At 36.2% G+C, this 12043-nt stretch carries 14 protein-coding genes; 2 read left to right on the top strand and 12 right to left on the bottom strand.

The window, feature by feature from the left end:
- The first annotated feature begins 108 nt into the window (after positions 1-108).
- A complete protein-coding gene (locus ABGX27_00760) occupies positions 109-249 on the top strand; it encodes a hypothetical protein (GenBank protein MEO2068028.1) in 141 nt (46 codons plus the stop codon).
- 132 nt (positions 250-381) lie between these two features.
- On the opposite strand, the gene ABGX27_00755 is transcribed toward ABGX27_00760, so the two are convergent.
- From ABGX27_00755 to bcp, 12 genes are all read right to left on the bottom strand, one after another.
- Complete coding sequence (locus ABGX27_00755) at positions 382-1650, bottom strand: TolC family protein (GenBank protein MEO2068027.1); 1269 nt, start codon at positions 1648-1650, stop codon at positions 382-384.
- Positions 1610-3166, bottom strand: coding sequence for a DHA2 family efflux MFS transporter permease subunit (locus ABGX27_00750; protein ID MEO2068026.1), 1557 nt, complete (start codon positions 3164-3166; stop codon positions 1610-1612). Before ABGX27_00750 ends, ABGX27_00755 begins: the two co-directional genes overlap by 41 nt.
- A gap of 3 nt (positions 3167-3169) precedes the next feature.
- On the bottom strand, positions 3170-4432 hold the full coding sequence (locus ABGX27_00745) for an HlyD family secretion protein (protein MEO2068025.1): 1263 nt from the start codon (positions 4430-4432) through the stop codon (positions 3170-3172).
- A 103-nt stretch (positions 4433-4535) separates the two neighbouring features.
- Complete coding sequence (locus ABGX27_00740; GenBank protein ID MEO2068024.1) at positions 4536-4769, bottom strand: hypothetical protein; 234 nt, start codon at positions 4767-4769, stop codon at positions 4536-4538.
- 228 nt (positions 4770-4997) lie between these two features.
- The gene (locus tag ABGX27_00735; GenBank protein ID MEO2068023.1) at positions 4998-5360 is read right to left on the bottom strand and encodes a toprim domain-containing protein; all 363 of its coding nucleotides are present in this window, start codon (positions 5358-5360) and stop codon (positions 4998-5000) included.
- Positions 5361-5371: 11 nt separating this feature from the next.
- The gene (locus ABGX27_00730) at positions 5372-6292 is read right to left on the bottom strand and encodes a hypothetical protein (protein ID MEO2068022.1); all 921 of its coding nucleotides are present in this window, start codon (positions 6290-6292) and stop codon (positions 5372-5374) included.
- Positions 6293-6301: 9 nt separating this feature from the next.
- Entirely contained in the window at positions 6302-6856 is a 555-nt protein-coding gene (locus ABGX27_00725; GenBank protein ID MEO2068021.1) for a C-GCAxxG-C-C family protein, read from the bottom strand.
- Between the two features lie 191 nt (positions 6857-7047).
- Complete coding sequence (gene eno / locus ABGX27_00720; GenBank protein MEO2068020.1) at positions 7048-8337, bottom strand: phosphopyruvate hydratase; 1290 nt, start codon at positions 8335-8337, stop codon at positions 7048-7050.
- Positions 8321-8800, bottom strand: coding sequence for a tRNA (adenosine(37)-N6)-threonylcarbamoyltransferase complex ATPase subunit type 1 TsaE (tsaE, locus tag ABGX27_00715; protein ID MEO2068019.1), 480 nt, complete (start codon positions 8798-8800; stop codon positions 8321-8323). The genes eno and tsaE overlap by 17 nt, the downstream gene beginning before the upstream one ends.
- Entirely contained in the window at positions 8793-9182 is a 390-nt protein-coding gene (locus ABGX27_00710; GenBank protein MEO2068018.1) for a biopolymer transporter ExbD, read from the bottom strand. The genes tsaE and ABGX27_00710 overlap by 8 nt, the downstream gene beginning before the upstream one ends.
- Positions 9166-10341: a succinyldiaminopimelate transaminase gene (gene dapC, locus ABGX27_00705; GenBank protein MEO2068017.1), complete on the bottom strand. Its 1176-nt coding sequence runs from the start codon at positions 10339-10341 to the stop codon at positions 9166-9168. The genes ABGX27_00710 and dapC overlap by 17 nt, the downstream gene beginning before the upstream one ends.
- A gap of 3 nt (positions 10342-10344) precedes the next feature.
- Positions 10345-10824, bottom strand: a complete 480-nt coding sequence (gene bcp, locus ABGX27_00700) for a thioredoxin-dependent thiol peroxidase (protein ID MEO2068016.1) — start codon at positions 10822-10824, stop codon at positions 10345-10347.
- A 63-nt stretch (positions 10825-10887) separates the two neighbouring features.
- On the opposite strand from bcp, the gene ABGX27_00695 reads away from it, so the two are divergent.
- Complete coding sequence (locus ABGX27_00695) at positions 10888-12039, top strand: N-acetylmuramoyl-L-alanine amidase (protein MEO2068015.1); 1152 nt, start codon at positions 10888-10890, stop codon at positions 12037-12039.
- Positions 12040-12043 lie beyond the last annotated feature (4 nt).

Genomic DNA, 12043 nt, shown 5'->3' with positions numbered 1-12043 from the left:
AAGGAACTTATAGATTTAACAGAAGAATTGCAAAAGTTTATAGGTAAAGATGTGGAGGTTTTCATAGCTTAAAGATTTTTTGAAACCCTAAGGGATATACAAAAAGTCATGGAGATAATAAACAATCCTGCCGTCGTTAAAGGTAAGGATCTTTCAAAAGCCTACGAGACAGCCATAAAGTTTTTGGAAGGAAAAGGGTATAAGGTCAAGGAAGTAAGGATGGGGATTTCTCCTTGCTCCAACTTATAAGAAATCTATGATTGTGGAAATTTCACCATCCCCTAAAAATATATTAGAGCTTGTTAAGTTGAAGCAGGATCTTCAAAAAGGAATAGGTGAAAAAGTAGGAGTTTCTCTGGTATGAGAAGGCATTGCTCTTTATTAAAACTTAGAAACTCCCACAGCGTACTCTAAATCTGCAAGTGCTTTATTGTAGTTTGCTATTGCAGAGTTTAAAAATTCCTTGGCTTTTACATAATAGGCGATAGCGTCAACGACTTCTGTTGAAGTTCCAACTTGCTCTTTATAGCGTTCCTTAGAAGTTTTAAAAAGCTCTTCTGCCTCCTCGACCATTTTTCTTGCAGTTTCTATTCTCTTTTCGCAAGATTTGAGTTTCTTAAATGCCGATACTACCTGAAGTCTTACAAGGTCTCTCGTTTTCTTTATTAATGTTTGCACTTCATTCTCTTTTTCCTTTGCAACTTTTAAATCCCAGTACCTTTTTCCACCTTCAAAAATCGGAAACTGAAGAACCAAACTAAAGGAGGTTGCTGAATAGTTACTTCCAACGTATTGATCTGTTTTTTCATAAGAAAAATTTAAGAAAAGGTTTGGTAGAAACTGGCTGTAAGCTATTTTTTCACCATACTTAGCTGTATCTTCTAGAAGTTTAAGGTATTTAAAAATTGGTCTAACTTTATAAGCAGTGTTTAAAAGTTCCTCTAAAGATAGGTTTAAAGGTTCATACGAAAGTTTTTCTACTTTTACTTCTAAGTTTTCAACACCAACATCTTTTCTTAGTTTTTCTAAAGAAATTTCATAAAAGTTTTTAGCATTTTCAAGTTTCTCTTTTGCTTCAAAGAGTTTAACTTTTGCCTCAAGAAGTTCCCTTCTTGGAATTAAACCTTCACTATAGAAAGATTTCACGGTTTTTAGGTGTTCTTTTGCAGCTTCAAGGAACTTTTGAGCAATTTCAACATTTGACTTTGCTTCACAGAGTTCGTAGTAGTCTTTTTTAATGTTTCTTACAACTTCTAAAACCTTTTCTTGAAGTTCGTAAGAAGCAACTTCTTTTTTCTTTTCTTTTATTTTGTAGTTAAGGATTAGTTTCCCGCCCATAAAAATTGGTTGAGTAAGGGAGAGTTTAAAGTTGTAAAAATCTTTATTCATAGTGGAGAACTCGGCAGGTCCGATATTAAAGGTTGGAACGTCAGAAAGGCGAACTTTTGAATACTCAAATTTTAAAGAAGGAAGAAATTCTCCTATAGCTTTCTTAAACTCGTATTCTGAGATGTTTTTCTTTTTCCTTACTATTTCAATTTCAGGGTTATTTTGTAGAGCAAGTTTTACAAGTTCGTTTAAATCGCTAACCTGTCTACCAAAAACCAAATTAGGAATTAGAACCATCACTAGAAAGATTAACTTCTTCAAGGTTTTCCTCCTTTATGAGCGTTGCAATCAAGAGAGTAAAAACTCCACAAATGGTTGCAAAAAAGAAAGCATCACCAAAAGAATGCCAGAATGAATGTTCGTTGAATAGACTTCCAAGTATTCCTTGTGCTTTTTCTGAAAGTTCCCACTTTGGAGTTGAAAGGGTATAGTAAAGGTAATTTTTAACTTTTGTTGTAAATTCTACAACTTGTGGAGAGTAAGGAGAAACTTTTTCTGTAAGGTTTACAAAGTGTTTACTCTGTGAACTAATGAGGATGTAAGTTGAAATTGCAGTTCCAACACTTCCACCAACAAGTCTTAAAAGGTTCTGGAGAGCCGAAGCTTGGCGAAGAGAGTCTCCCTTAAAGTTTCCAAGCGAAAGCTGAGATAAAGCTGGAAAGAAAAACCCCATTCCAGCTCCCCAAGGTAGGAGCCAAAGGACTATTTCCCACTTGCCCATAAAAAGGTCAAGTTTTGCTTGGATGTATGTTCCAAATATGAAAAGGGTCGTTCCAATAATTATTGCTGTTCTAAAACTCAGAATCTTTTTATCAAGTAAAAGTCCTGTTATAACGCTAATGACTCCTGTTGCAGCAGCTGGAAAGAATAGGATTTTCCCTGCCTCTAAGGTTGGAAACCCTCTAAGCTTTTCAAGGTATAAAGGTAAAAGAAAGTAAGAGGCGTAAACTCCCATACCAAATAGGGAAAGAGAGATTACAGGGTATCTGAAAAATTCAAGTTTGAAGAGTCTAAGGTTTACTAAAGGATTTTCCACTTTAAGTTCTACCATTACAAATAGAATAGAGGAAACTAGAAATACATAAAGAAGAACTACCGTTTTTTCGTTACTCCACCCCCATTGGTTCCCTTTAGAAAGAGCAGTAATAAGGCTAAACAGTGCTACTGCCAAGAGAGTAAAGCCGATAAGGTCGAGCTTTTGGATTTCCTTGTGTTTTTTCCTGTCCTCTTCCATTAAAACCATTAGAAGATATACAACAACTATTCCAGGTAAGAGGTTAACGTAAAAGACCCACCTCCAATCAAGGTGTTCGGCCAAATATCCCCCAAGTGTTGGTCCTAACGATGGCCCAAAAGTTGCTCCAAGAGCAAACATCCCCATTGCAATTCCTCTTTTCTCGGGAGGGAAAAGCTCAAAAAGAAGTGCCATACTCATTGGAACCACTATTCCCTCTCCTATTCCCTGGAGGGATCTACCAAAAATCATTACGCTAAGATTTGGAGCAATTCCACAGACAGCGCTCATAAGAGTAAAAAGCCCTATTCCAAGAAGGTAAGTATTCCTATGTCCAAGTTTTCCTCCAAGCCATCCTACAACAGGCATTGCAATAGCTGAAGCGATCATGTAAGAAGTAATTACCCACTGTATATCATCAGGCTCAGCTTCAAAACTACTCATCATATGGGGAAGAACTATGTCAACAATCGTTGTATCAAGAAGTGTCATAAACATTCCGGCAACTATAAGGAGAGAGATAATGTAAACTTTCTTTCCCACCCTTTACTCCTTCTTAATGTAAACAAGGACGTTTGTTCCCGGTTTTATACAGTTTAGAGGAACGCTTTCTAACTTAATCTTCACTGGAACCCTTTGAACCACTTTTGTGTATTCTCCCGAAGATGTATCCTTAGGAATTAAAGAAAAAACGGAACCTGCTGAAGATCCAATAGAAGACACTTTTCCTTCAAATTCTTTTCCGCAAGCTTCCAACTTAGCCTTTACGTAGCTACCTACCTTGAAATCTCTCAGTTTATCCTCTTCTATCCAAGCTAAAACGTAGAAGGTTTTCGGATCGTAAATGGAATAAACGGGAAGTCCCGGAGATATAAAATCTCCTTCCTCTTTCCATTTCTTGGCAATAACTCCATCTATCGGTGATTTGACAAGGGTGTAAGAAAGGAGAACTTTTGCCTTCTCGAGTTGATGCTTTAGGGAAGCTATTTCCTTTTCAAGCTGTTTTATAGAAATTTTTAATTCCTCAATCCTCTTTAGATCTGCTTTTGAAATTAAAAGTTGTTTCTTTAGGGCTTCAATTTTTCTTCTTAGCTCTTCTTTTTGACTTTTAACAATTTCTACTCTATTTTTCAGACTTTCAGCAGCTTTAATGTCTTCTTTTGCAGCTTCAAGTTGGGAGTTTGCAGCTTCAAAAAGAGAGACAGCATGTTTATAGCTAAGCCCCACTTTTTCAAGTTGTTCCAAAGATATAACCCTTTTTTCGTAAAGTCTTTTATACCTTTCAAACTGTTTTTTCCAGTAAGTAAGGTTTGCCTCAGCCTCTTCTAAGGATTTCTGAAGAGATTTCAACCTACTTTTCGCCTTTGAGAGGGTCGTTTGGTAATTTTTCTTTTCAAGTTCTTCTTGGTAGTCAAGCTGGTATAACTTTTCCTTTATAGCTTTTAGCTCTTCAGCGTTAGCTTTTACTTTGAGGGAAAGTTGGATTTTTAGCCTTTTAAGTTTATTTTGAAGCTCTTCCTTTTTTGATTTTAAAGCTTTTAGCTTTTCTTCCAAAACTCCCACTTCCTTTCTATAAATCGCATCATCAATCTTAAATAATGGTTCTCCTTTTTTTACTTTCTGATATTCATCTTTAAATAGCTTTACTAACTTTCCAGAAACGCTTTGGGTAGATACCGATACCATTTGGGTATCTTGAAAAGCGTTGTCGGTAATTACATAAACGTGACGAAGGTAAAAGTAATAAAATAACCAAAGTGTAACCAGACCTATTAATAGAAAAGCAACTGTAGAAAAAATCTTTTTCATACTTTCACCTCTCTGAATAGTGAATCATCATTCATTAAGAAAAGATTATAATACCTATCAGTATATCAGTCAATGAAAAGAATAGAAAGGGGCAAACCGCCCCTTAAAGTTTCTTTATCGCTTGAAGGAAAGCCATTTGGATAGGCGGCATTAACGGAGAAGGAGATACCGGTGGAGAAGTAGTTAAGTCCTTAACTTTTGCCTTTTCAAATACAAGCCTTCCAATTAAGTCTATAAGTCCAGAAACATACTTGATCTTACCTACAACCTCTCCACCAATAAGAACACCCTCTTTATCAAAGTAAAGTTTTAGTTTCAAAGGATTTAAACCACTCATTGTTCTTGGATAAGTATCGATAGACTCTACAGAAGCTTCAACAAACTCTAATCCTTCTTTTCTAATTTTCTAAAAATGGTTTCGTACATCCAATTCCACCAGAAAACTTCGAACCTATTCAGAAATTTTTTTCAAAGGGTAAATGTTCTTATCGATGGGAAACTTTCTACTAACTGTTGCTGGATTTGAACAAGGAATCTGTGAATTAATCTGTTAAGACTTTATTTATTAGCGTATTAGCTTTTTGGGTATCTTTTCAATAAACTGAATCCCTGTTTTCCTAAGCTTTTCCCTAAAAGAACTATCGATTTTTAAACCATAAACAGGCAAAAGTTTCGAAAGCTTCTGAAAGATTACTTCCCCCTCTCTGTCAAAGTCTGTAAGGATAACAATTCCTTCAAATCTTGTTGATAAATCCTCTGCAAGGTCGTGAAAGTTTCTACCCTTTAAATCAACAACATTTTGAATCTCAAAGATTTCAAGGGCTGCTTTATCCCTTTTCCCCTCAACCAAGATCGCCCACGAGGTGTTTTTTATAGAAAAAAGTTTTAACTCTAAAAGAAAATTCTTTAAAAGCTTTATCTCTTCCATAGCTTTAAACCTTAAGATAAATTAACCAGAATAATCCCTATTACAAAATTATAAAACGCAGGTAGAAAAGCCTGAAGTATTAAAAGTGTAGCAACTACCTTCAAAGGATAGAGTCCAACGTAGTACGGAAGGAGATACATCCACCAACTCCTTAAAATAGAAAACATTGCATTTCCAACAGCCATTGTGCCGAGGATTTGGGCTACCGAATAACCTTTCTCAACCATTACATTAACGAGTCCATAGGCAACTGGAGGACTTATGGCACAAGTTGTAATGTAGGTAATTTCCAAAGAGTCAAAACCAAGTTTTCCAAAAATAGGTTTTAAGAACTCAACAAGTTTTTCCATGATTCCTGCTTCCATCAGGAAAACTATGAGGAAAAATAGGGGAGTAAACTTCACAATAAAAGAAAAGGCTTCCTTTACACCTTTCAGAAATCCTTTCTTTAAGAAACTAAGTGAAAGTTCTACTTTTACTTTTTCTAGTTTTTGCAAAGAAGGTTCGAGTTTTTTATACCTTATTCTCCCCACTATTGAAACAACAACAAGGATAGCAGCATCAAAAAGAAGTCGCAAAATACCGTAGTAAACAGCTATTACTCCTATTAAGGGTATAAGAACTGGGAAAAAATACTTATAAAGAAACATCAAACGCATGGGAAAGTTGGAAGCTAAAACGGTAAGGTAAAGATCTAATGGTTCTACTTTTCCTTCATTTAAAAGTTTCGAAGCAGCAATGTGAGCAGCTCGGGGAGAAACAAGATGTATAACTGGAACGTTTGTTAAAAGAGGGTGAATACCCAAACGAGAAAGCTTTATGGTCTTTAGCCCGAGCCAGTTAACTAAATTCGTTTCTACTAAAATAGAAGCAAGAACATAACCAAAAGCAACAGCACCAACAACTATAAGATATAGTTTCGTGTAATCCATTCCCTACTTTTATGCTCCAACAAGGGCATCTGCGTATTTGTTCAGTATTTTAGCTGTCTTATAAGCTAAGTCTCCTGTTATTCTCGCACATCTTTCACTTCTTTCAAAAGATCTTGGATGAATTCCTGCAGCTTTACACCAGTTTATTATGGAATCTCTGCAAAGGATTGAACCTACTGCTACTTTAGGAATGTTGAACTTTTTATTTCCCTCAAAAATTGGAAGCCTAGTTTCGTTGTGGAATTTTATTAACTCTTTGACAGACTTTTCAAGAAGTTCCTCCGGTAGAGTAAGGGCAAATAGGTAAAAAGCTCCTGTAATAGCGCCACAAATTGTATTCCATTTGTGAGGAAGTTGTTTAGAGATAGCCATTACCTGCCCATAGTCAAAGTTAAACACTCCGAGAGCTTTGAACGAGTTAACAACTCCATATTCACAGTTTGCCTTCCAATACAGTTCATAAGCTTTCTTGGCTACTTTATGAGGATCAACTTTTTTGAGATCTTCTTTTTCAATAACTTTTGCTATAAATCTTACATTATCCATAATCTTTGAAAATTCCATAGTTTACCTCCTTTGATTTTGTTTAAATCTAATATATGAATGAAATGTCGAATAGAAAAGACCTCCCAAAAATTAGGTTGGAATTATATATCTTTGAAGAAGGTGTAAGTTAAAGGAAGGTTTTTCTAAGAAGGCTGACCTTAGAAAAGAGAGAGTTTTGTTAATAAAAGGGGGACAAAGCCCCCTAAGGATTAGAATTCTAAGTTGTAGAAAACTTCTTGTCCTTTATAAACAGCAGCACTTCCAAGATACTCTTCAATTCTTAGAAGTTGGTTGTATTTTGCGTTTCTCTCACTTCTTGCAGGAGCCCCAGTTTTAATCTGTCCACTGTTTACTGCAACAGCAAGGTCTGCAATGAATGTATCTTCTGTTTCTCCAGAACGGTGGGAAATAACGGCAGTGTAGTTAGCCCTTTTAGCCATCTCAATAGCTTCAAGAGTTTCTGTTACAGTTCCAATTTGGTTGAGCTTTATAAGAATAGAGTTTGCAAATCCTTCTTTAATTCCAATTCTTAGGAGCTCTGTATTTGTAACAAATACGTCGTCTCCTACAAGCTGAACTTTATCACCAAGAGCAGCAGTTAGAAGTTTCCATCCTTCGTGGTCATTTTCGGCCATTCCATCTTCAATGCTAATAATTGGGTATTTTTCAACAAGTTTTCTGTAAAAATCAACAAGTTCTTCTCTACCTAGTTTCTTTCCTTCTCCTTCAAGTTCGTAAATTCCATCTCCTTTGTAAAACTCAGAAGAAGCAGCATCAAGAGCTATTAAAACATCTTCTCCCGGTGTATATCCCGCTTCTTCAATAGCCTTAAGAATTACTTGAATAGCTTCTTCATTAGAAGATAGATTTGGAGCAAATCCTCCTTCATCTCCAACGTTTGTAGAATGTCCCATGTTCTTTAAAACTTTTTTGAGAGTATGATAGACCTCAACTCCTATTCTTAAAGACTCTGAGAAAGTTTCTCCTCCTACCGGCATAATCATAAACTCTTGAAGGTCTACGTTGTTGTCAGCGTGAACACCACCGTTTAGAATGTTCATCATAGGAACTGGAAGCTCTTTTGCATTTGTTCCACCAATATATCTAAAGAGAGGCATACCAAGTTCTTCTGCTGATGCTCTACAAACTGCCATTGAAACTGCCAAAATTGCATTTGCTCCAAGGTTGCTTTTGTTCCCTGTTCCATCGATTTCGATCATTAGCTTATCAATAGCAGCTTGGTCTGTTGATTCTAGTCCTATTAGAGCAGGAGCAATTACTTCATTAACATTTTTTACAGCTTTTTGAACTCCTTTTCCAAGGTATCTTTTTGGGTCTTTATCCCTTAGCTCTAATGCTTCCTTTTCACCTGTTGATGCACCACTTGGAACGATAGCTCTTCCAACAGCTCCAGACTCTAAGACAACTTCTGCTTCAACAGTAGGATTTCCTCTTGAGTCAAGAACTTCTCTTGCCTTTACGTCAACTATCTTTGACATTAAAGCCTCCCTTTTTAATTTTTTCACATAAAATTCCTGACGGGTCAATTATCTCAAAAGTTCTTTCGTTCTCATCACAAAAAAGACAGTTAATTTTCACAATAGGAACATTTAAGTTTTCTAAATAGTTAGCCCCTACTTCAAACCACTCTATTACTTTTATCCTGTCATCAAGCAAAATTTCATCAAGTCCTAAATCTTCTAAAGCATCTTCGCTGGAAAGTCTATAAAAGTCTATGTGGACAAAAGAGTCATATTCGTGAATGATGTTAAAGGAAGGTGAAGTAACTTCATCTTCTGGTATTCCAAGTGCATTGGCTATTCCTCTTGTTAAGGTTGTTTTACCACATCCTAAATCTCCAGAAAGTAGAACAATAGTTCCTTTTGGAAGACCATTCCCTATTGATTTCCCAAGAGCCTTTGTTTCTTCTGCTGAAGAAGTCTTTACATAACATTTAGTCAATTCTCTGCCCCACTAAAGAAACTTTTTGAATTCCAAACTTTCTTAAAGCATCAAGCATAGTGAAAACAAACTGGTAAGGAACTTCCTTATCTGCTTTTATGTAAATCCTTTTATTTTTTGGCAGAAGGGCAGCTACTTTTGCAGGATCTTGATAGGTTTTGCCTTGGTAATAGATTTTGCCCCATTTATCAATAACGATTTTTACAACTTCTTCTTGTGAATGAATACCGCTACCGCCTTTAGGAACTTGAACTTTTATCTCACCACCGGAGATAAACTCGGTTGTGACTGCCAAAAATATAACAAGCATAAGAGATAAATCCAAAATTGGCGAGAGATTAATGTCAACGATTATTTTCTTTCTTTTATCCCTTATTTGCATTTACCTTCTCCAAAAAAGTTTGATGGGCTTTTTCCCAAATCCTGATAGCTTCTTTACACTCTTCAAGTGTTGGAACAAGCGCAAGTCTTATAAATCCTTCCCCACCATTTCCGAAAAACTCACCGGGAGAAACAACTATTCCATATTCTAGAAGATGAAGAGCGTAGGTTTTTCCATCAATGCCTTCTGGAAGCTTTACCCAAAAGTAAAAGGTTGCTTCAGGATACAGAAACTCCATTCCAATCTTCTTGAAAAAGTCCAAAAATAAATCCCTTTTCTTGCGGAAAATTTCCCTTCTTTTCTCTACGTGTTCTTCATCAGACCAAGCAACCTTTGCTGCTTGTTGGACAAAATCTTGAGAAGCTACTCCGAAGGATGAACGATACTTAAGGTATGTTTTTATGATTTCTTCATCACCAGCAACGAATCCACTACGGTAACCGGTCATTCCGCTTCTTTTGGATAGTGAATGGAAAACAACAGCTCCTTTCTTTCCAACTTCAAGCAAAGAATGAGGCGGTTTTTCAAAGTAGATCTCAGTATAACACTCATCTGAACAAAGTATTATGTTGAACTCTTGGCAAATTCCATACGTTTCCTCAAGGTAAGAAAGAGGAGCTACTGCTCCTGTTGGATTGTGAGGGTAGTTAATCCAAGCTATTGCTGTTTCTTCCAGTAAGGATTTTGGCAATTTATCTAGTCTTAAGAGAAAACCTTCTTCATATTCAAGTTTTATAGGATAAGGTTCGCCACCTGCAAAAAGAGTTCCTCTCTCATAAACGGGATAAGCAGGCGTTCCAAAGATTACCTTTTTCTTATGGCTATCTGTATCTATAAATACTAATGGGAAGTGGAAAATAGCTTCCTTTGATCCCGCGGTTGGAATAATTTCTTTTTCTGGATCAAGAAACACGTGGAACCTATTCATAAACCAGCTTGATATAGCTTCCCTTAAATCTTTTCTTCCTTTTACGGTCGGATACTGACTCACTTCTGGTATAGCATTTATGATTGCTTCTCTAATCTTTGGATCAGTGGGTTCCTTCGGATCCCCTGTTCCGAAGTCGTAAATTTTCTTTCCTTGTTTTTTTAAGTTTTCCTTTGCTTTAACTAATCTATCCATAGGATAAGATTTTAATTCCTTTATTCTCTTGTTCATTTTTTATCCTTCTCCTCCTTGAAGCTCTTTTAATTTCTTAAGTACAGTTTTGGCATGCCCTTTAACCTTCACTTTTTCCCAAACGTGAACAATTTGACCATTAGGATCAATTAGATATGTAGTTCTAACAACTCCATAGCATTCTCTTCCACAAACTTTTTTTAACTTCCAGACATCGTAGTTTCCTATAACTTTTTTGTCAGGATCACTTAGAAGTTTAACTTTTAGCCCCTTTTTTTCCTTAAATCGCTTATGTTTTTCTACTGAATCTGGACTAACCCCTAAGATAACAGCATTAAGATTTTCAAATTCTCCAAGGAGTTCTGAAAAATCCTGAGCTTCCCTTGTACATCCTGGCGTATTATCCCTTGGATAAAAGTAAAGGGCACTCCACTTTCCTTTATAATCCTCCAAACATACCTTTTTTCCGTTTTCATCAAGAAGGCAAAACTCTGGAGCTTTTTCACCTATATTTAAAGCCATAAAAGGTCCCTCACTTTAGATTTTGAGGCTAAAAATTATACTATGTGTTAAAATAGCTTGGTCATGGTAAAGAGAAGAGATATTCTGAAAAGTCTTTTAGGGGGAGCTTTCCTCCTTCCACTTTTTAAAGAGGAAGCCAACGGATACCGTACTCCTATTATAAAAAGGATCCGCTATTCTTCAAGTGAGGAAAGAACTAGGATTGTTTTTGACTGTACTGGAGAAATAGGTAAAGAGAATATAAAGTCTTATCTTAAAGGAAATACTCTTTGGTTTGAAATAAAAAAGGCGAGAGCAAACAGAATAACAAAATGGATTTACAGTCCAATAGTTTCCAAAGTGAACGTAATTCCAATAAGCAGTTACCATGTCAAAGTTAGGATTGATCTAAAAGATCCTCATCAATACAAAATTTTTGCCTTGAAGCCCTATGGAGGAAAACCTTTTAGAATAGTAGTTGATGTCTTTTCAGACTTTATAAACATAGCTTGTAAGCCCAGGAAAAAAAGGATTGTTGTTATTGATCCTGGACATGGTGGTAAAGACCCAGGAGCCGTTTGGCCTGTGCGTTCAAAACATCCAAGAATAAGGGAAAAGGACATTACCTTGTCCATAGCTTTAAGGGTTAGAAGAATTTTAAGAAAACATCCTGAGATAAAAGTAATAATGACAAGGACAAGAGATACCTATGTTCCTTTGCTAAAGAGAGCAGAAATTGCAGCTAAATCCTGTGCTGACGCTCTTGTTAGCATTCATGCGGACTCTATGCCAAAGTATCCTAAATGGAATGGAGTAACTGTCTTTAAAGCATCTCCAGCACTTTTTGCAAAGGCAAAAGAAACAGCCCAGGAAGTTGCAAAGAAAGTAAGACTTTGTAACGATATTATGTGTTGGAGTATAAGTCCCCTTCTTCTAAACATGTCTGCAACTGTCACTTTCGTTGAGAGTGCAAAACTTGCTAAAGAAATAGTTGACAATTTAAAAGCTCACGTTAACGATGACCTTGTAAATGGAATTAAGGATATGCACAGGAACATTCTTGTTCTAAAGACTCCCGGTCGTCCTGCAGTTCTTGTGGAAACAGGTTTTTTAACTAATCCAAAAGATAGGAGAAGACTTGTTCAGACTTGGTATCAGGAAGAAATTGCAAGGGGTATAGCTAAGGGAATAGTTGAATATTTTGAAGGTTTAAATGAGGTAGCGATTATAAAGTAGGAAG

It is taken from the genome of Desulfurobacteriaceae bacterium, assembly GCA_039832905.1.
In the GTDB taxonomy this organism is placed as follows: Bacteria; Aquificota; Aquificia; order Desulfurobacteriales; family Desulfurobacteriaceae; genus Desulfurobacterium.
Note: the sequence above shows the minus strand (reverse complement) of the source record. Positions and strands in the feature narration are given on the sequence as shown.